Source organism: Maribacter sp. Asnod2-G09 (assembly GCF_045063795.1).
Lineage (GTDB): Bacteria > Bacteroidota > Bacteroidia > Flavobacteriales > Flavobacteriaceae > Maribacter.
The window spans coordinates 748,851-768,892 of the sequence record NZ_JBEFOA010000004.1 but is presented as its reverse complement, the minus strand read 5'-3'; the positions used below and the strand labels follow the sequence as shown (position 1 = coordinate 768,892).

At 35.7% G+C, this 20,042-nt stretch carries 17 protein-coding genes; 10 read left to right on the top strand and 7 right to left on the bottom strand.

The window, feature by feature from the left end; genetic code table 11:
- Positions 1-81 precede the first annotated feature (81 nt).
- Entirely contained in the window at positions 82-3,534 is a 3,453-nt protein-coding gene (locus tag ACJJVT_RS10330) for a pyruvate carboxylase (protein ID WP_405398450.1), read from the bottom strand.
- Between the two features lie 393 nt (positions 3,535-3,927).
- On the opposite strand from ACJJVT_RS10330, the gene ACJJVT_RS10325 reads away from it, so the two are divergent.
- From ACJJVT_RS10325 to ACJJVT_RS10290, 8 genes are read left to right on the top strand one after another with little or no spacing between them, the layout of a single operon-like run.
- Positions 3,928-4,665 carry a CDP-alcohol phosphatidyltransferase family protein gene (locus ACJJVT_RS10325; RefSeq protein ID WP_405398448.1) on the top strand — a complete coding sequence of 246 codons (738 nt, stop codon included), beginning with the start codon at positions 3,928-3,930 and terminating at the stop codon, positions 4,663-4,665.
- Between the two features lie 27 nt (positions 4,666-4,692).
- The gene (locus ACJJVT_RS10320) at positions 4,693-5,208 is read left to right on the top strand and encodes a DinB family protein (protein WP_405398445.1); all 516 of its coding nucleotides are present in this window, start codon (positions 4,693-4,695) and stop codon (positions 5,206-5,208) included.
- Positions 5,209-5,238: 30 nt separating this feature from the next.
- A complete protein-coding gene (locus ACJJVT_RS10315; protein WP_405398442.1) occupies positions 5,239-6,303 on the top strand; it encodes a flavin monoamine oxidase family protein in 1,065 nt (354 codons plus the stop codon).
- 7 nt (positions 6,304-6,310) lie between these two features.
- Entirely contained in the window at positions 6,311-7,255 is a 945-nt protein-coding gene (locus ACJJVT_RS10310) for a tRNA dihydrouridine synthase (RefSeq protein WP_405398440.1), read from the top strand.
- A gap of 40 nt (positions 7,256-7,295) precedes the next feature.
- Positions 7,296-9,476, top strand: coding sequence for a B12-binding domain-containing radical SAM protein (locus ACJJVT_RS10305; RefSeq protein ID WP_405398438.1), 2,181 nt, complete (start codon positions 7,296-7,298; stop codon positions 9,474-9,476).
- Positions 9,477-9,490: 14 nt separating this feature from the next.
- The gene (locus ACJJVT_RS10300; protein WP_405398435.1) at positions 9,491-9,970 is read left to right on the top strand and encodes a GyrI-like domain-containing protein; all 480 of its coding nucleotides are present in this window, start codon (positions 9,491-9,493) and stop codon (positions 9,968-9,970) included.
- Complete coding sequence (locus ACJJVT_RS10295) at positions 9,967-11,250, top strand: nitrate/nitrite transporter (protein ID WP_405398433.1); 1,284 nt, start codon at positions 9,967-9,969, stop codon at positions 11,248-11,250. Before ACJJVT_RS10300 ends, ACJJVT_RS10295 begins: the two co-directional genes overlap by 4 nt.
- A complete protein-coding gene (locus ACJJVT_RS10290) occupies positions 11,228-11,608 on the top strand; it encodes a DUF4345 domain-containing protein (RefSeq protein ID WP_405398431.1) in 381 nt (126 codons plus the stop codon). The genes ACJJVT_RS10295 and ACJJVT_RS10290 overlap by 23 nt, the downstream gene beginning before the upstream one ends.
- 17 nt (positions 11,609-11,625) lie before the next feature.
- On the opposite strand, the gene lptB is transcribed toward ACJJVT_RS10290, so the two are convergent.
- The 4 genes from lptB to ACJJVT_RS10270 are packed head-to-tail and all read right to left on the bottom strand — an operon-like array spanning position 11,626 to position 14,610.
- On the bottom strand, positions 11,626-12,366 hold the full coding sequence (gene lptB, locus ACJJVT_RS10285) for an LPS export ABC transporter ATP-binding protein (RefSeq protein WP_027064458.1): 741 nt from the start codon (positions 12,364-12,366) through the stop codon (positions 11,626-11,628).
- Positions 12,367-12,417: 51 nt separating this feature from the next.
- On the bottom strand, positions 12,418-12,768 hold the full coding sequence (locus ACJJVT_RS10280; RefSeq protein WP_405398429.1) for a carboxymuconolactone decarboxylase family protein: 351 nt from the start codon (positions 12,766-12,768) through the stop codon (positions 12,418-12,420).
- Positions 12,752-13,633: a twin-arginine translocase subunit TatC gene (gene tatC, locus ACJJVT_RS10275; protein WP_405398427.1), complete on the bottom strand. Its 882-nt coding sequence runs from the start codon at positions 13,631-13,633 to the stop codon at positions 12,752-12,754. The genes ACJJVT_RS10280 and tatC overlap by 17 nt, the downstream gene beginning before the upstream one ends.
- The gene (locus ACJJVT_RS10270; RefSeq protein ID WP_405398424.1) at positions 13,633-14,610 is read right to left on the bottom strand and encodes an SIS domain-containing protein; all 978 of its coding nucleotides are present in this window, start codon (positions 14,608-14,610) and stop codon (positions 13,633-13,635) included. Before ACJJVT_RS10270 ends, tatC begins: the two co-directional genes overlap by 1 nt.
- Positions 14,611-14,783: 173 nt before the next feature.
- On the opposite strand from ACJJVT_RS10270, the gene recQ reads away from it, so the two are divergent.
- Both recQ and ACJJVT_RS10260 read left to right on the top strand, forming a co-directional pair.
- Entirely contained in the window at positions 14,784-16,994 is a 2,211-nt protein-coding gene (recQ, locus tag ACJJVT_RS10265) for a DNA helicase RecQ (protein ID WP_405398422.1), read from the top strand.
- Between the two features lie 274 nt (positions 16,995-17,268).
- On the top strand, positions 17,269-17,781 hold the full coding sequence (locus ACJJVT_RS10260) for a fasciclin domain-containing protein (protein ID WP_405398420.1): 513 nt from the start codon (positions 17,269-17,271) through the stop codon (positions 17,779-17,781).
- Between the two features lie 98 nt (positions 17,782-17,879).
- Here the strand turns inward: ACJJVT_RS10260 and ACJJVT_RS10255 are convergent, their stop codons facing one another.
- Positions 17,880-19,193: a carboxypeptidase-like regulatory domain-containing protein gene (locus ACJJVT_RS10255; RefSeq protein WP_405398418.1), complete on the bottom strand. Its 1,314-nt coding sequence runs from the start codon at positions 19,191-19,193 to the stop codon at positions 17,880-17,882.
- Between the two features lie 96 nt (positions 19,194-19,289).
- Entirely contained in the window at positions 19,290-20,033 is a 744-nt protein-coding gene (rluF, locus tag ACJJVT_RS10250; RefSeq protein ID WP_405398416.1) for a 23S rRNA pseudouridine(2604) synthase RluF, read from the bottom strand.
- Between the last annotated feature and the right edge of the window lie 9 nt (positions 20,034-20,042).

Below are 20,042 nucleotides of genomic sequence, written 5' to 3'. Positions count from 1 at the left end.
AGTTTTACTGCTACATTTTCCAGAAATATAAAAGCCACCTCTAGAGGTGGCTTTTTAAATACATTATATAGATTTCAATTGCTATTCAATAGTCACAATCAAATCGTCTTGTTTTACCATGCTGCCTTCTTTTAAACTCACAGAAGTAACGGTGCCTGCTTTAAAAGAAGTAACCGTTGTTTCCATTTTCATGGCTTCAATTACAAATAAAGGATCGTTCTCTTTTATGGTTTGACCTTTTTTGACCAAAACTTTGTACAAAGACCCTTGTAACGGCGCTCCAATCTGATCATCGTTTGTCGGATCTATCTTTTCATTCGATTCGATCTTAAGGTTTAAAGAAGTATCTAGAACATCAACAAACCTATTCTCTCCGTTTACCTGAAAGAATACAGTTCGCATACCTTGTTCATTAGGTATACCGACAGAAAGCAACCTTACGATAACTGTTTTACCCGGTTCTAATTCAATTAAGGTTTCTTCACGAAGTTTCATTCCGTAGAAGAAATGCTTGGTTTGTACCAATGCTAAATTGCCATACAGCTTATAATTTTCATGTGCTTTTTCAAACACTTTTGGGTATAAGGTGTATGAAAGAAAATCTTCCATTTCAATAGCACGTGTAAAGCCTTTTTGAAACTTCTTTTTAAAGGCTTTAAATTCCTTGTCAAAATCTGTTGGTGCTAAATGTGCATTTGGTCTGTTCGTGTATGGCTTTTTGTTCTTAAGAATAATTTTTTGAAGTTTCTTAGGGAATCCACCAACTGGCTGACCTAAATCTCCCATGAAGAAGTTAATTACAGAATCTGGGAAAGATATTTCTTCGCCACGTGTCATAACATCTTCAGTAGTTAAATCGTTGGTTACCATGAATATCGCCATGTCACCAACCACTTTTGAACTCGGTGTTACTTTAATAAGGTTACCAAAGAGTTTATTTACCTCGGCATACATCGTTTTTACTTCTTCAAATCGGTCACCTAAACCTAAAGCAGTTGCTTGTGGTCGCAAATTCGAATACTGTCCACCAGGTATTTCATGTGAATATACCTCTGCCGTACCCGCTTTTAATCCCGATTCAAAAGGATAGTACAATTCTCTTGTATCTTCCCAGTAGTTAGAAAATTGATTCAATTTCGGCATATCGAACTCATGTGCTCGTGGCTGACCTTTCATCATCTCAACTACCGAATTAAAGTTCGGCTGAGAAGTTAATCCTGATAATCCGCCTAAAGCGACATCAACCACATCAACACCGGCTTCAATTGCTTTCATGTATGTTGTCGTCTGTAACGAAGAGGTGTCATGCGTATGTAAATGTATTGGCAACTTTACCGTGTCTTTTAACGCTAAAACCAATTCAGTAGCAGCATATGGTTTTAATAGACCTGCCATATCTTTTATAGCAATCATATGTGCACCTGCATTTTCTAAATCTTTCGCTAGTTGCGTATAGTATTTTAGATTGTATTTTGTTTCGTTGACATCTAATATATCGCCAGTATAACTTAAAGCTGCTTCGGCAATACCGCCAGTTTTATTACGAACATAATTAATACTTGGTTCCATCGCTTTTACCCAGTTCAACGAATCGAAAATTCTAAAAATATCAACGCCGTTCTCCCAAGACTTCTCAACGAATTTTTCAATTAAGTTGTCAGGGTATGCTTTGTACCCAACTCCGTTTGATCCACGAAGTAGCATTTGAAACAATATATTCGGTACCGCTTTTCTAAGTTCTCGTAATCGTGTCCACGGACTCTCATGTAAGAAACGCATACTAACATCAAAGGTTGCACCGCCCCAAACCTCCATACTAAAGGTGTTTGGGTGATTCTTCGCATAACTTTCTGCAACACGCAACATATCGTATGTACGCATTCTTGTTGCTAATAATGATTGGTGCGCATCGCGCATGGTGGTGTCTGTGTAATGAATTTTCTTTTCATCCATTAACCACGCACAAAATTTCTCAGGACCCATTTCGGTCAGCATATCTTTTGTTCCCTTCGGATGTGCTTCTAACGCATTGAATTTTGGAACTTTCGGATTTCTGAAAACTTTGTTCTCATCAATATATTTGACATCAGAATTACCGTTTACAATTACTTCTGCCAAAAAGTTTACCACTTTCGATGTTCTATCTTGCGGTAATTTTATCTTAAATAGGGCAGGAGTATTCTGAATGAAATTGACAGTTACCTTACCATCTTTAAATGTAGGATGCTGAATTACATTCTGTAGAAAATGGATATTGGTTTCAACCCCTCTAATTCTAAATTCTTTTAATGCACGTACCATTTTACGAGTAGCACCATCTAAGGTTCTACCGTGAGATGATACTTTTACTAACATCGAATCAAAAAATGGACTCACTTGATACCCTTGGTAAATACTACCGGCATCTAAACGAATTCCCATACCAGAGGCACTTCTATACGTAGTTACCGTGCCATAATCGGGAGTAAAATTATTACCTGGATCCTCTGTAGTTAAACGACATTGTAATGCAAAACCATAAGTGGCAATGGTTTCTTGACCATATATTTTGATTTGCTGACTGTCTAACTTATAATTTCCTGCGACGAATATTTGAGTTTTAACCAAGTCAATACCCGTAACCATTTCGGTAACGGTATGCTCTACTTGTATTCTTGGGTTTACTTCAATAAAATAAATATTATCATTAGGGTCAACCAAAAATTCTACCGTACCAATATTGTTATAGTTTACCTCTTTGGCAATGTCAACTGCATATTTGTAAAGATTCTGTTTTACATCTTCACTTACATTGTGTGACGGGGCTATCTCCACTACTTTTTGGTGACGACGTTGCACAGAGCAATCGCGCTCATGTAAATGGCGAATATTACCGTGGTTGTCGGCAACTATTTGTACTTCTATATGTTTAGGATCTTCTACATACTTTTCTAGAAACATGGTGTCATCGCCAAAAGCGTTTAATGCTTCATTTCTAGCAGAATCGAAATTCATTTCTAGATCTTCGTCTTTTCTTATGATACGCATACCACGACCACCACCACCAGAGGCAGCTTTTAGCATTATTGGATACCCAATTGTTGCTGCTTCGGATAGCGCAACTTTAAGCGAGGTCAATTTTTTCTTATTGCTTTCAATGATAGGAACATTACATTTTACAGCAACTTTTTTGGCGGTTATTTTATCACCTAGGGCATCCATTACTTTTGGGTCAGGACCAATGAAAATAATATCATTGGCGGCACACTGTCTTGCGAATTCAGAATTTTCAGATAAGAAACCATAACCTGGGTGAATGGCATCTACGTTTTTAGCCTTTGCCAAAGCTATAATCTGCGGAATGTCTAAATAAGGTTTTAAAGGCTGATTGTCTTCACCAATTTGATAAGATTCATCTGCTTTATTTCGGTGTTGTGAATAGCGGTCTTCATAGGTGTAAATGGCAACTGTTTTAATGTTCAGTTCAGAACAGGCGCGCAATACACGAATTGCAATTTCACTTCGATTGGCTACTAAAACCTTTTTAATTTTCATTTTTTGGTACTGTATTTAATGGTTAGTGTTTATCTGTATTTGTTATAAAACTTCATTTTTTATCTGAAATTGTTACAAAGGCTATAATTTAATTCTAAAATATCAACTAAACAATACTATGCATGCATAATATTTTTCATTTGAGAACTAATTTGTGATATGATCTCAGAGAAGGTAGTTTATATTTCAATACGATATGTCTAAGTGATTGTAAATTTGACGGTTGTCTTCCCTTTAATTTGCAGAATAGTTTTCGAAGTCTCGCAAAATATTGGTGAGCTTAGTGCTTTTTATAGCGTAATACCGCTACCACCACATAATTATATTAATTTAGAGCCATAATTGTGCTGGGGTAGTGTGCCTTTCTGCATTTATGATATTAGACCGACTATTATGAAAAAGCATATTCCTAATTTTATTACCCTTTTGAACGTCTTTTGTGGCTGTGTGGCTACTATGTTCGCTGTTATGAATAGATTAGAACTTGCTGCAATATTTGTTGCACTAGGTATTTTTTTTGATTTTTTTGACGGATTAGCTGCGCGTGTTTTAGATGTAAAAAGCGAATTAGGTCTACAGCTAGATTCTTTGGCAGATATGATTACTAGCGGATTAGTACCTGGTATTGTAATATTTCAATTATTGGCAATGTCACAAACTAGCGGATGGGGAGATGGTTCTCATTTTTTTATGGAAGCTGGTAAATTTCAATACATTCATTTGATTCCGTTTTTAGGGTTTATAGTGACAATGGCTTCTGGGTATCGATTAGCGAAATTCAATATTGATGAAAATCAGACATCTTCGTTTATTGGTTTGCCAACACCTGCTAATGCACTTTTAATACTTTCATTACCACTTATCCTTTTATATCAAAACAACGATTTTTTAAATAGTATTATTCTTAATCAATGGTTCTTGATTATCTTAACATTGGTGAGTGCATATTTACTAAATGCTAATTTGCCGCTATTTGCTTTAAAATTCAAGAATACAAGCTTCAAGGATAATGCCATGCGTTATATCTTTCTTATCATTAGTCTTGTGCTAATCGTTACCATGAAATTCATGGCTATTCCCTTAATTATTCTATTTTATGTAGTAAGTTCTGTCATACAAGAGAGACTTTAAACGTAGATTTATTTAGGAAGAAAGATTATGGAAAATGAAGAATATGAGTTTTGGTTAAGCGGACCTATTAAAGGTGTGCCAGATTTGCTGCAACCTGCAGCTCATGCATTGTTGCAATCTGAACGTGAACTAAAAAAATACACTGTAGATTTCCCTAAAGAATTATTATGGGCAAAAACGGCTGGTAGGGCTTCTGTTGGGTTTCATATGAATCATATTACAGGTGTACTTGATAGAATGTTGACCTATGCCAAGGGTAAATCGTTATCAGATGAGCAATTTCAATTCCTAAAAAAGGAAGGTGCTTTTAATTTAACTACTGAAGTTGCTGATTTACAAGAGCAATTTTCTGCAAAAGTCGAGGAGGCTTTAGCATACTTCAAAACGATACAAGAATCTTCACTAACCGAGAAAAGAACGGTGGGCAGAAAGAAATTGCCATCTACAGTAATCGGACTCCTTTTTCATGCTGCGGAACATAGTCAAAGGCATATCGGGCAATTATTAGTAACTGCCAGTGTATTGCAATCAAAAATATCTTAGTCCGTAATTTAATAAGAATAACTTAATAGCATGAATACATCGGTAGTAATTATCGGCGCAGGATTAACGGGTTTGTTAATTGCATATCGTTTGCAAGAACTAGGTTTTGATGTCAAGGTTTTAGAAGCACGAGAAAGAATTGGAGGTAGAATTAACACTATAGTATCTGGGAAGGCAAAAGTTGAAATGGGTGCTACTTGGTTTAATGAAAGTCACTACCATTTATTAGATGTTATAGAGGAATTTAAAGTTCCTTATTTCGAACAATTTATGACCGGTACATCTTATTTTCAAACATTTTCAAATGTACCACCACAAGAAATTGCGGTTCCAAATGATAGTCCGAGTTACCGATTTAAAAACGGGACTGTTGATTTGCTGAATTCAATAGCTGCTAAACTGAAACCAAATACTATCTTTTTAAATGAAGAGGTTAATGAGGTAAATGTGATTGATGATGATGTTGAAGTGAAAACCAATTCTCGTACATTAAATGCTGATACTGTTATTACTACGTTGCCACCAGCAACATTAATAGATCAAATAACATTTACGCCTCAGTTACCAAATGAATTGGTTTCTTTAGCAGAACAAACCCACACGTGGATGCAAGATTCTATTAAAGTTGCCCTAACCTATAAAAAGCCGTTTTGGAGAGCGCAAGGTAAGTCGGGTACGATATTTAGCAATGTTGGTCCGCTTACTGAATTCTATGATCAATCTAATTTAGAAACGGGTTCTTACGCGCTGGTTGGTTTCGCATCTGGCAGTTGTGCTCGTTTTACAAAAGAACAACGCATAGAGAAAATAGAAGCACAGTTGAAAATGGTATTTGGTGATGAAGCTTTGCAATACGAATCGTATCATGAGACGCCTTGGTACAATGAAGAGTTTACCAAATCGAATAGGCAAGAAGATAACTTATTTCCACATCAAAATGGGGGACATGCACTGTATCAGGAACCCTTATTCGAGAATAAATTGTTTATTTCTGGTGCAGAAACATCAAAACATCACTCTGGTTACATGGAAGGCGCTATTTTTGCAGCTGAATCTGTTGTTGCAAAACTGAAAAGTTTGCACCTAACGCAGTAATACATACATGTCAGTTACCTTATTATCATCCCCATTACAGGGCTTTACCGATTTTAGATTCCGTAATGCATTCCATAAATATTTTGGAGGTATCGATACGTTCTACGCGCCATACATTCGCCTTAATGGTAAAATGGTGATTAAGAACTCCTATCAGAAAGATTTACAGCCAGAAAATAATACCACCCTAGAAGTTATTCCGCAAATAATGACTGGTGATGCCGATGAATTTCTTTTCGTTGTAAAGTATATTCAAAGTTTAGGATATAAGGAATTGAACTGGAATTTAGGTTGCCCTTACCCAATGGTAACAAAACAAGGTATGGGTAGCGGACTCATTTGTAACCCCGAAAAAATAGATCATATTTTAAAACGAGCTCATGAAGAAACTGATGTTGTAGTTTCTATGAAAATGAGAATGGGCTACGAAAATGCAGAAGAGATTCTAGATGTTTTTCCTATTCTAGATAAGTACCCGTTAAAGAATATAGCTATTCATGCACGTATTGGAAAGCAATTGTATAAAGGCGGAGTAGACCTTGATGCTTTTCAGAAGTGTGTTGAAAGTACCAAACATACATTATACTATAACGGCGATATTACTACTGTATCAAAGTTTCAAGAAATGCAAGAGCGCTTCCCGACAATTGAAAACTTTATGATGGGAAGAGGATTAATTGCCGACCCATTTCTGCCAAGTATGATTAAGAATAATACCACTGAATACCCGAAAGATCGATGGAAGATTTTCTCAGAATTTCACGATACTATTTATCAGCAATATGATGAGGCATTATCTGGACCAACGCCCATTAAAATGAAAATGCGTGGCTTTTGGGAGTATTTTGCGTTGTCCACTTCCAATCCGCACAAAGCATTCAAGAAAATAAAAAAGGCCAATAATCCAAAAGCATATCAGCAAGCGGTACGTGAGATATTGAATAATGAATAAGCTAACCGTTATCTTTGCAGCATAGTTTTAAAATAACTTTGTGAAAGACCTTCTTTTAATAACTCCTCCTTTTACCCAATTAAATACTCCGTATCCGGCAACGGCTTACATTAAAGGGTTTTTGAATACGAAACATATTTCTTCTTTTCAGTCCGATTTAGGGATTGAGGTTATTTTATCACTTTTCAATAAAAATACATTTCAGCAACTTTTTGACATGGCTTTTTCATCAGATGCTATTCTGTCTGAAAATTGCCAAAGAATATATGCACTGCGTAATGATTACCTGAAAACACTAGATGCCGTTATTCTTTTTCTACAAGGAAAAAATGATACCCTAGCTAGACAGTTATGTACTGATAATTTTTTGCCACAAGCTTCGCGTTTTGAGCAGTTAGATGATTTGGAATGGGCTTTTGGTAATATGGGTATGCAAGATAAAGCCAAACATTTGGCAACCTTATATCTTGAAGATTTATCAGATTTTATTGTAGAATGTATTGACCCAAATTTTGGGTTCAGTAGGTATGCAGAAAGATTGGGGCGCAGTGCCAATTCATTCGATGAGCTTTATAATCATCTTAACGAAGAACCTACGTTTATTGATGAATTGACGCTTGAGTTGTTAGCGGAACAATTGAAAACTATACAACCTAAATTGGTATGTTTTTCGGTTCCTTTTCCGGGTAATTTATATAGTGCTTTTCGTTGTGCTCAATATATAAAAGCAAATTATCCTGATGTAAAAATTGCTATGGGTGGCGGATTCCCAAATACAGAATTACGCAGCCTTACCGATGTTCGTGTGTTTGAGTTTTTTGATTTTATAACCTTAGATGACGGGGAGCTTCCGTTAGAATTAGTGCATCAGTATGTTGTAAACGGGGTAGGGGAGTTAAAAAGAGCATTCATTTTAGAAGACAATAAAGTCGTTTACAAGAATGATAGTCTTAGACAAGATTATAAACAAATAGATGTTGGTACACCAGATTACGCTGACCTACAGTTAAGCAATTACATTTCGGTCATTGAAATTGCGAACCCTATGCATAGTTTGTGGAGCGATGGTCGATGGAATAAATTGACCATGGCACACGGTTGCTATTGGGGTAAATGTACTTTTTGCGATATCTCTTTAGATTATATAAAAATATACGAACCTGTAGCGGCTAGTTTATTGGTTGACCGCGTAGAAACGTTGATGGAACAAACCGGGGAATCAGGATTTCACTTTGTTGATGAAGCTGCTCCGCCATCATTAATGAAAGCTTTTGCATTAGAAGTCTTAAAAAGAAATTTGACCATCACTTGGTGGACGAATATTCGTTTCGAAAAGAACTTTACGCAAGACTTATGCTTTTTGCTGAAAGCATCAGGTTGTATTGCTGTTTCTGGAGGATTGGAAGTAGCGTCAGATAGGCTACTAAAATTGATAGATAAAGGTGTAACGGTAGAGCAAGTAGCACAGGTAACGAGAAACTTCACCGAAGCGAATATTATGGTGCATTCCTACTTAATGTACGGTTATCCAACCCAAACGGTTCAAGAAACGGTAGATAGTTTAGAAATGGTGCGTCAGTTGTTCGAATTGGGAATTATACAATCGGGATTTTGGCATCAATTTGCATTGACAGCTCATAGTCCGGTTGGTTTGCATCCGAAGGAATACGGAGTAATGCCAGATTTAAAATCCATCACCTTTGCAAACAACGATATTGATTTTAAAGATAAAACGGGAGTTGACCATAGTAAGTTCAGCTTCGGATTAAAGAAATCACTTTTCAACTTTATGCACGGTATCGGTTTTGATATGAGCTTGCAAGAATGGTTCGATTTTAAAATTCCGCCTTCAACCATATCCGCAGATTACATTTATAATTGCTTGCAACAAGAATTGGTTTTAAATACAAAACCGACGGCAAAGATTGCTTGGATCGGTCCGATGCCTATTACTGCCGAACGTGTTAAGAAGAAAAAAGGAATGACTTGGCAACAACTAGATTTAGGTTTTCATACCAAAACGGATATCTATGAAATTACGGTAGATAAAGATAAAGGCGAATGGTTACTTTCTACACTAGAACAATTAAAACCTGAAAATAAACCTGTTAGTTACGGTCAGTTAAAAAAGAACTATGAATCTCAGTTAGAAGATTTTGAGCTGTTTTGGTACTCGAAGCAAGTAACAGGTTTGCGTGACCACGGACTATTGGTGCTTTAATTAAAATAGATAGTATGATGCCTAAAATTATTGATTTACAAAGTAAGAAACTTGTAGGTCTTTCTCAAGAAATGAGTTTGATTGATAATAAAACTCCAGAACTTTGGAAAGGCTTTAGGCAGCGTAGTAAGGAAGTTGCAAATAGGTCGTCTGATGATTTTATCTCGTTACAAGAATACCCTGCAGACTATTTTCAGGAGTTTTCTCCTGTTAAAAAGTATGTAAAGTGGGCTTGCGTTGAGGTTAAGAATTTTGATTCTGTTTCTGAAGAAATGAATAGCCTTATTTTGGAGGGCGGATTATTTGCTGTTTTTAATTACAAAGGGACTGCAAAAGATGCTCAGGCATTTTTTCAATATATTTATGGGGAATGGATTCCCAATTCAGATTATAATTTAGATGACCGTCCGCATTTTGAAGTGCTAGGTGATAAGTACAAAAACAACGATCCTAACTCAGAAGAAGAAGTTTGGATTCCGATAAAAGCGAAATGAAAAACCCCGAAAAAGCGCCCTGGTATTATTTGTTATTGCTGATTTTAGCAGGTGAGAGTGTCTTTATTTTGCCTTTTGTATTGCAGAGAGTTTTTAGACCTACCGTTTTAAAAGTGTTTGAACTTGATAATGTTTCTCTCGGACTCTGTTTCTCTGTTTATGGTTTCGTTGCTTTGGTGTCGTATCTGTTAGGCGGACCGTTAGCAGATAAATATCAACCTAGAAAATTAATAGCCATTGCCCTTTGGATGACTGCATTAGGCGGATTGATTTTTGCCACATTCCCAGATTATTTGACTTTACAGATTTTATACGGCTTTTGGGGTTTTACTACTATTTTCTTATTCTGGTCACCTATGATAAAAGCTACTCGAGTATGGGGTGGTAGTGGTTCTCAAGGTAAAGCTTTTGGTTTTTTAGATGGCGGTAGAGGTTTGGTTGGTGCACTTTTTGGCACTCTAGGCGTTCTTGTCTTTTCTCATTTTATGTCGGCAGATTTAGAAGTTGCCACTTTAGAGGAAAGTAGATTTGCTTTTCGGTATGTGATATTGACATCTTCGGCTATAGTATCGATTGTAGGTGTTTTAGTTTGGTTTTTTATGCGATTACCTGCAAGTCTTGAAAATGATATTGTCGTTGAAAGAATCACTGTTTCGCAAATTAAAGAAGTACTGCGCTTACCTTCGGTTTTACTTCTAATGATTATTATTTTATGTGCCTATGTAGGATATAAAATCACCGATATTTTTTCGCTTTATGCTCAAGATGTTATGTTGTACGATGAGGTGGAATCTGCAGAAGTAGGTACATTTTTATTATTTGCAAGACCTATAGTCGGTGTTTTTATAGGAGTTATAGCAGACCGTTCTAGACCAAGTCTGTTTTTATTAATAGGTTTTGTGGTTGCGTTAATCGGGTCTTTAATATTTGCATCTGGCTTGGTTGCCGATGTTTCTTATTTCATGTTTCTATTCTCCATTATGATTGTGGCATTAGGGGTGTATGCCATTCGTTCTTTATACTTTGCGGTGATGCAGAGTGGTAAAATTCCGCTAGTATTAACAGGTACTGCAGTAGGATTAATTTCTTTGATAGGCTACACGCCAGATATTTTTGCTGGTCCGGCAATGGGGTATTTATTAGATGCATCACCTGGTTTAACAGGGCATCAACATGTATTCTGGATGCTAGCTGTATTTTCATTTATTGGAGGAATAGCGGCGTTGAGATATTTTCAACTTTATGGCAAACCATTCAATGACGAATCAAAAGAACCTTAATTTATTAGTATCGGGAGTTATCGTAATTATAGCTGGTATCGTCTATGGTGGTCACCCAACGTACATTATGCCCGAACTTTTAGGTTTTGAAGTGGTTGACTTAGAGCTAAAGAATATGTTACGTGCCGTAATGGGAATTTATGTGGGAGTAGGATTATTTTGGATTTTAGCCTCTATTAAAGCGAATCTTTGGTACGCTGCAACCTTATGTAATGTGCTCTTTATGGGTGGAATTTCTTTTGGTAGAATAGTAAGTACGCTCTTTGATGGAGTATCGCCATTATTCACTCCCGCCTTATTTTTAGAATTGTTATTCTTTGGATGGGGATTATATAATCTTAAAAAGTATAAAGAGTAGGCTTTTAAGTGTGTTTACTAAAAATCTAACTTCTTTTTACGAAGTTCAAAGTTTTGACCTAAATACACTTTACGTACCATTTCATCAGCTGCCAATTCTTCTGGTTCTCCGGATTTTAAAATTCCACCTTCAAACATAAGGTAAGAGCGTTCTGTAATAGCAAGCGTTTCCTGTACATTGTGGTCGGTAATAAGTATACCAATGTTTTTGTCTTTTAACTGCGCTACAATACGCTGTATGTCCTCTACAGCCACGGGGTCAACCCCTGCAAAAGGTTCATCAAGCAGAATAAATTTTGGATCGGTTGCCAAAGCACGTGCGATTTCAGTTCTTCTTCGTTCACCACCAGATAATAAATCACCACGGCTTTTACGAATATGACCTAAACCGAACTCTTCAATAAGCGACTCCATTTTCATATGTTGCTCTTTTTTGCTCAATTTTGTCAATTGAAGTACGCTTAAAATATTCTTTTCAATACTTAGCTTTCTAAAGACCGAAGCTTCTTGAGCAAGGTACCCAATACCATTTTGAGCTCTTTTATACATTGGAAATTTTGTAATCTCCATGTCATCTAAATAGATGCTGCCGCCATTAGGTTTTATAAGCCCAACAATCATGTAAAAGGATGTGGTTTTACCGGCACCGTTAGGTCCAAGCAATCCTACAATTTCACCTTGGTTTACCTCAAGAGAAATTCCTTTAACCACCCTACGACCTCTGTAGGACTTCATTATATTGTCGGCACGTAACTTCATGTTTTCAAATCTATTGGTTATTGGTCTGTTAGAAAAGTAATTAGGGATTATTTAACCTTGTTGGTTTTCTAATTCTTCCCAATACTCGTAAGCTCTTCGTAAATGTGGTATAACAATAGTGCCGCCAACTAGGGTAGCAATACTCAACGTTTCCATAATTTCTTCTTTAGAAACACCTTCGTTGTAAGAACTCTCTAAATGATATTTTACACAATCATCGCAACGTAAAACCGCAGACGCCACAAGACCTAATAATTCTTTGGTCTTTACATCTAAAGAACCTGCAGCAAAAGCGTTGGTGTCTAAGTTGAATATGCGTTTTACAATTTTATTATTATCAGCTAATAACTTATCGTTCATCTTAGAACGGTAGGCATTAAATTCTTCAATTTGGTTTGACATTTCTATTTGCTTTTTTTTCTTTTTCAGCTTTTTTTCTTTCTTTTCTCAATACCATCGCAGATATAAAAATACTTATCTGATATAATACGATAACCGGTATGGCAACTATAATCTGACTTGTAACGTCTGGTGGTGTTATTACCGCAGAAAGTATAAGAACAACTACCAAGGCAATTTTTCTGTATTTCTTCATCAATTCAGGTGTAACCAAACCTACTTTGGTCAAAAAGAAAATGATGATCGGTAATTCAAATAATATACCACAAGCAAGTACAGATATTTTTAATGTACCTATGTAGGAGTCTAAATCGAACTCGTTTAAAACCGAGTCACTAACTACATAAGATCCTAAGAAGTTTATAGAAAGTGGTGCTACAATGTAGTATCCGAATAAAACTCCTATAAAGAATAGGATGGAGGCAATTAGTATAAAACCACGGGAGTTCTTGCGCTCATTAGCATGTAGCCCCGGACTAATAAATTTCCACATTTCATATAAAATGTATGGAAAACCAAGAATTACACCTGCCCAAATAGAGGTCCATATGTGGGCAGAAAATTGTCCGCCCATTTCACGACTTTGAATCGTGAACGGAAATTCATCGGCACAGAAAGAAGAATCTATTACGGTAAAAGATTGCACTTGATTCAACCACGTAGCGATATCACAAAAAAAGCGATACGTGGGGAAGTTCATGTTTTTTGGTCCGAAAATAATGGTGTCGAAAATGAAACCTTTCATTAAGAATGCAACACTTCCAATGATGACAACAGCTAATACGGATCTAATTAAGTGCCATCTTAATTCTTCTAGATGGTCAAGAAATGACATCTCGTTTGGTGGCGTGGTAGTTTTGGAACTCATTATAAAATACCTTCGTTTATTAAATTATGTAAATGAATAACACCAACATACGAATCTTTATCCATGGCTAATAATTGTGATATTCCCTTTTTTTGCATGTGCTCTAAAGCTTTAATAGCCAAAGTGTTTGCAGGTATGGTTTTAGGGTTTTTTGTCATGATGTCTTCGGCAGTTAAGCCTTTAATATTATCATGCTTGTTTAACATGCGTCTAATATCGCCATCGGTTACGATACCAACAACTTTTTCGCCATCAAGTACGGCAGTTACCCCTAACATTTTTTTAGAGATTTCTACAATTACTTTTTTAACCTCTTCATCTTTTTGAACTTGTGGCACTTGGTTTTTGCTGACCAAGTCTTCAACTCTTAAATATAATCTCTTGCCTAAAGATCCACCTGGGTGGTATTTTGCAAAATCTGAACTGCTAAATCCTTTGATTTCTAAAAGCACAATTGCAAGGGCATCACCCATAACTAATTGAGCAGTAGTACTCGTTGTAGGTGCTAGTCCGTTAGGGCAGGCTTCCTTATCAACGTGTGTATTTAAAATAAAATCTGCTTGTTTTGCCAAAAAAGAATCGGTGTTACCGGTCATGGCAATTAACTTGTTTGTGCCTCTTTTTATAAGCGGAACCAACATCTTAATTTCGGGTGTATTTCCGCTATTAGAAATGCAGATAACTACATCATTATCTTGTACGGTTCCAAGGTCTCCATGTATAGCATCGCCAGCATGCATGAAAATTGCGGGAGTACCCGTAGAATTCATAGTTGCTACAATTTTTGTGGCAATGATAGCGCTCTTTCCAATACCTGAAATGATAACGCGCCCTTTTGCTTCAATAATGCAGTTTACGATACTAGCAAAATCATCGGTTAAAAGAGAGGAAAGTTGTGCTATAGCATCACGCTCAGTTTCAATGGTTTTTTTCGCTAAGCCAATAATGGTGTCCGTTGCAATCAATCTATTATTCAAATTATGGATTGTATTCCTAAAAGAATGTATTATCTTTAAGATGACAAAATTAAACAAACTTAATTTTAAATGCCGATTATCGCATAATAATTTAGAAACGCCTAGCTAGGCAAATTGTAATTTTGTTCGCTTATAAAATTTTAAAGTAAGTAGTGTCCCCTTAAATGTAAAATGTGACTGACAGTAAAGAATTTGACAATATCGATTTACATTCCTCATTAAAAAAATATTTTGGTTTTTCTAAGTTTAAAGGACTTCAAGAGGAAGTAATCAAGAATGTTCTTCGGCAGAATAATACGTTTGTTATTATGCCAACAGGTGGTGGTAAATCAATGTGCTATCAATTACCGGCTCTTATGCAAGAGGGTACGGCAATTATAGTTTCGCCATTGATTGCTTTAATGAAGAACCAGGTAGATGCCATTCGTGGTGTGTCTTCTGAAATAGGAGTTGCACATGTATTAAATTCCTCTTTGAATAAAGGCGAAATAAAACAGGTAAAACAAGATATAACCGATGGTATAACCAAATTGTTATACGTTGCACCAGAATCGCTGACAAAAGAAGAAAATGTAGAATTCTTACGCTCAGTTACCGTTTCTTTTGTAGCAGTAGATGAAGCGCATTGTATATCTGAATGGGGTCATGATTTTAGACCTGAATACAGAAATCTTAAATCTATAGTAGAGCGATTAGGAGATAATATTCCGATTATTGGTCTTACTGCTACCGCTACACCTAAGGTACAAGAAGATATTATTAAGAATTTAGGTATTGGTGGGGCGAAGTTATTTAAAGCTTCATTCAACAGACCAAATTTATTTTATGAAGTACGTACCAAAACAGAAAATATTGAAGCTGACATTATTCGTTTTGTAAAACAAAATTCGGGTAAATCAGGAATTATATATTGCCTTAGCCGCAAAAAGGTTGAGGAGTTAGCACAAGTTTTACAGGTGAATGGCGTAAGTGCCGTGCCATACCACGCAGGATTTGATGCGAAAACAAGATCAAAGTATCAAGATATGTTCTTGATGGAAGACGTAGATGTGGTTGTTGCAACCATTGCCTTTGGTATGGGTATCGATAAGCCAGATGTACGTTTTGTAATTCACCATGATATTCCGAAAAGTATTGAAAGCTACTATCAAGAAACGGGTAGAGCTGGTCGTGATGGTGGTGAGGGGCATTGTTTAGCATATTACTCTTATAAGGATATTGAGAAGCTAGAAAAATTTATGTCGGGCAAACCGGTTGCTGAGCAAGAAATTGGGAATGCACTGTTGCAAGAAGTTGTAGCATATGCCGAAACTTCTATGTCTAGACGTAAATTCATGCTTCACTATTTTGGTGAAGAGTTTGATGACATCAACGGCGAAGGTGCCGAAATGGATGACAATACCCGAAACCCGAAAGAGAAAGAAGAAGCTAAAGATAATGTTGAAAAGCTGCTAAAAGTAGTAACGGGTACAAGTGAGAAATTTAAGTCGAAAGAGATTGTAAATGCCTTACGTGGAAAAACAAATGCTATTATCTCTTCTCATAAAACTAATGAAAAAGAATTTTTCGGAATTGGCTCTGATAAAGATAAAAGCTATTGGATGGCGTTGATTCGCCAGACCTTGGTTGCCGGACTTCTAAGAAAAGAGATAGAGCAATACGGAGTATTACATGTAACTGATAGTGGTAAAGAATTTTTAAGTAAGCCATCATCTTTTATGATGACCAAAGATCATGTTTATAATGCTGAAAATGATAACGCTATCGTAGGTGCTGCCAAATCTGGTGGTATTGCAGATGAGAAATTATTGAAGCAACTAAAAGATTTACGAAAAGCACAGGCTAAGAAATTGGGTGTACCTCCATTTGTAGTTTTTCAAGATCCTTCTTTAGAAGATATGGCATTGAAATACCCTATCTCTCATGAAGAAATGTTAAATGTTCATGGTGTTGGTGAGGGTAAAGCTAAGAAATACGGAAAGCCGTTTATTGCCTTCATTAATACTTACGTTGAAGAAAACGAAATTATTAGACCAGATGATCTTGTGGTCAAAAGTACAGGAGCTAATTCTGCCTTGAAATTGTATGTGATACAAAATGTCGATAGAAAATTGCCATTGTCTGATATTGCATCTTCTAAAGGATTAGAAATTCCGGATTTGATCAAAGAGATGGAGCAGATCGTATACAGTGGTACTAAGTTGAATCTTAATTATTGGATTGATGATATCTTAGATGAAGATCAGCAAGAAGAAATTCATGAGTACTTTTTAGAATCTGATACTGATGATTTAGAAGAAGCGATGTCTGAATTTGATGGTGAGTATGAGGAAGAAGAATTGCGACTGTATAGATTGAAGTTTATTAGTGAAGTAGCGAACTAAACGAATACTCTTAGGTTATATTCTGCTTTAGTTTATTGATTATAGAATTTTTAGAAGTCTAGTGTAAGTAGAAAATTGTTTTCTATTCATACTAGACTTTTTTTATGCTTCAAGTTTTAGATTAATTCACAGTTATTGAATTATAATTGTTCTTAATCGATTGAATTACAGTTAATTAATTTTTGTTTAACTTTTTTATTAAAATTTTAAACAAAAATTAAGATAATCTATTTTAGTTCCGTCTTACATTTACAGAAATCTAAAAAAAAGAACTATGAAAATTTTAAAAATTACAATGTTAAGTGTCTTAATGTTAGTCGTAACAACTATTTCTGCTCAGTCAGAAACTATTGTAGATTTAGCAGTAGGAAATGAAAATTTTACAACTTTAGTAGCAGCGGTTACTGCGGCTGATTTAGTAGAAACATTAAGTAGTGAAGGTCTGTTTACAGTTTTTGCTCCTGTGAACAGTGCATTTGATGCTTTACCTGCCGGTACAGTTGAATCTTTGTTAGAGCCAAGCAGTAAAGATGCTTTAAGCGGTTTGTTAACGTATCATGTAGTATCTGGTAAGTATATGGCTGCAGACGTTATCAAAGCAATTACAGATAACAATGGTTCTTTCGATGTTAAGACTGTGCAAGGTGGTACAATTGTTTTATCATTGAATGGTGATAAAGTATTGTTGAAAGACGAAAAAGGAACCATGGCAACTGTAGTGATGGCTGATGTTGCTGCTAGCAACGGAGTTATACATGCTATTGATGGTGTGGTAATGCCAAAATAAGTAGAACATACTATTGATAATAAAAATCCCTTTGTAATTCTAATACTAGAATAGCAAAGGGATTTTTTCTAAACACTACTTAAAGCTTTGAAAATTTTCTAACGTGCAGCGGTGCCGCCTATAATAGATTTATCTTTTCGTAATTGTCTTTGTATTTTTTTGATGGCAGATTCTATAGATTTTTCTGGTTCTATAATATTGTATTCTCCCCAGAAATCTGGATCTGCAAAACCGATAGCTTCGTCACTTAATATAATAGAAGACTTCATTCTATCTTTATATTTAGGGAAGGTATTGTCAATATTCTTTTCCCAATCGGTAATAGCCATTTCACAGTTCATGCTATATACTGAATTGAACAAACGCTTATCCCAATTAATTTTGAATTCTAATAACACATTGCTGTACCCGTAATACCATTTGCCATCTTTTTCTCTATAATCTACGCGATACGATACTTCTGTTGGCCACACTTCTGCATTCTTAGGCTTTCTTCTCACAAACATTTGAGACGCCAATCTTTTATCTGTAATGTTAAGCGAGTAAATAGCACTGGTTAAAATCTTGTTTTCAGCATCGATATATAATTTACCATTATATAAAGGGTCAATTATTTCTGGCTTTTGCTTAAAATCGATAACATATATCAGTTGATCATTTACACGTGTAGAAGTGTCAAAAGAGAAATCATAATATGCTAAAGTCTCGGGTGTGAAAATGTAATTTGGGTACTTCACCATATCTACAAAGAGCGTATTGAACGGACCGCCTTGTAGTTTTAATGCAACCGTATCTAATTTAGTATAGTCTGTGCTTTTTCTTGCCTTGTAAAGCTCAAGAGCATCAGTCTTTTTAGAGGAATAGGGCGTTTTGTAAATGTTTACTACAGCCTCAGACAAGCTTACGTTAGTTCGTCTCTTTTTAATAGTTTCCCTGTAAAAAGCAGTCATTACAGTGCTTTCATTTAGGTAGTTATCACCCTTTCTGCTTAAAGTTTCCTTCACAAGGGCTTCTGCATCATTTGGGGCGTCGATACTAGCTTCTGATAATGCCATGACAAATTCATTCATGAAGATTTTGTTCTTCTTCAATTCTAATTCGGTAATAGCAATTTGCTTTGTTTTATATCCTAAAAAAGCAATTGTTAGTTTGTTGTCTGTATACTCATTAGGGACTTTCAAAGAAAATTGGCCTTCTGAGTTGGTGATGGTGGTTACATTGGTATTGTCTACGGTGAGTGTTGCGAAAATTAATGGTTTCTTACTATCAGCGTCTAAAACTTCACCGGCATATTCGGTGTAATTAGTAGTTTGTGCAAACATAGTATTAACTCCGATTCCTATAAAAAGGAGAAATGCCAATACATACTTGGCAGTATAATGTTTTGTTGAAAAATTGTTCTCTTGTAACATGAAGTAGCTTTTCTTTTTAAGGTAGTGATTTATAACGAATTAAAGTGATATTTTCTGTTAAATCGTTACTAGTGTGAAAGTTATAATTTGAATGAATTATTTATTACCATCAAATGTTTTTGATGATGTACTCACCAATCTATTTATTTCTTTTAATTCTTCTTCTGTTAAATCTCTCCATTTACCAACGGGTACATCTAACTTAACATTCATGATTCTAATACGTTTCAATTTTTTAACTCGATAATCTAAATATTCGCACATTCTACGAATTTGTCTGTTGAGACCTTGCGTAAGAATAATACGGAATTGATAGGTGCTCACTTCAAAAACTTCACATTCTCTGGTTACTTGGTCTAGCACAGGTATTCCTCTTCGCATCCTATTTAAAAAATCTATCGTAATTGGTTTGTCTACCGTTACCAGATATTCTTTTTCGTGGTTGTTGCGAGCGCGTAAAATTTTATTTACAATATCTCCATCATCGGTTAAGAAAATGAGTCCTTCGCTTGGTTTATCTAATCTGCCAATCGGGAAAATTCGCTTCGGGTAATTGATGTAATCTATAATGTTATCTTTTTCAACTCCTGTATCTGTGGTACAAACAATGCCTACAGGTTTGTTGAATGCTAAATAGGTAGATTTTCCTTTTGATTCTTTTATTAATTCACCATCAACCTTAACCACATCGCCAGCTGAAATTTTAGTGCCCATTTCCGGTACTTCTCCGTTAATAGTTACTCTGCCTTGGTCAATCAATTTATCCGCAGCCCTACGTGAGCAGTAACCAGCTTCGCTGAGGTATTTGTTTATTCTGGTTTTATTGGCATTGTCTTGCATAGTCAGCTT

Coding starts and splice junctions, on each gene's coding strand:
- ACJJVT_RS10295 (WP_405398433.1), top strand. CDS start 9,967: ATGAAAAACCCCGAAAAAGCGCCCTGGTATTATTTGTTATTGCTGATT.
- ACJJVT_RS10290 (WP_405398431.1), top strand. CDS start 11,228: ATGACGAATCAAAAGAACCTTAATTTATTAGTATCGGGAGTTATCGTA.
- ACJJVT_RS10315 (WP_405398442.1), top strand. CDS start 5,239: ATGAATACATCGGTAGTAATTATCGGCGCAGGATTAACGGGTTTGTTA.
- ACJJVT_RS10310 (WP_405398440.1), top strand. CDS start 6,311: ATGTCAGTTACCTTATTATCATCCCCATTACAGGGCTTTACCGATTTT.
- ACJJVT_RS10330 (WP_405398450.1), bottom strand. CDS start 3,534: ATGAAAATTAAAAAGGTTTTAGTAGCCAATCGAAGTGAAATTGCAATT.
- ACJJVT_RS10325 (WP_405398448.1), top strand. CDS start 3,928: ATGAAAAAGCATATTCCTAATTTTATTACCCTTTTGAACGTCTTTTGT.
- ACJJVT_RS10300 (WP_405398435.1), top strand. CDS start 9,491: ATGATGCCTAAAATTATTGATTTACAAAGTAAGAAACTTGTAGGTCTT.
- ACJJVT_RS10320 (WP_405398445.1), top strand. CDS start 4,693: ATGGAAAATGAAGAATATGAGTTTTGGTTAAGCGGACCTATTAAAGGT.
- rluF (WP_405398416.1), bottom strand. CDS start 20,033: ATGCAAGACAATGCCAATAAAACCAGAATAAACAAATACCTCAGCGAA.
- ACJJVT_RS10260 (WP_405398420.1), top strand. CDS start 17,269: ATGAAAATTTTAAAAATTACAATGTTAAGTGTCTTAATGTTAGTCGTA.
- lptB (WP_027064458.1), bottom strand. CDS start 12,366: ATGAAGTTACGTGCCGACAATATAATGAAGTCCTACAGAGGTCGTAGG.
- tatC (WP_405398427.1), bottom strand. CDS start 13,633: ATGAGTTCCAAAACTACCACGCCACCAAACGAGATGTCATTTCTTGAC.
- ACJJVT_RS10255 (WP_405398418.1), bottom strand. CDS start 19,193: ATGTTACAAGAGAACAATTTTTCAACAAAACATTATACTGCCAAGTAT.
- ACJJVT_RS10280 (WP_405398429.1), bottom strand. CDS start 12,768: ATGTCAAACCAAATTGAAGAATTTAATGCCTACCGTTCTAAGATGAAC.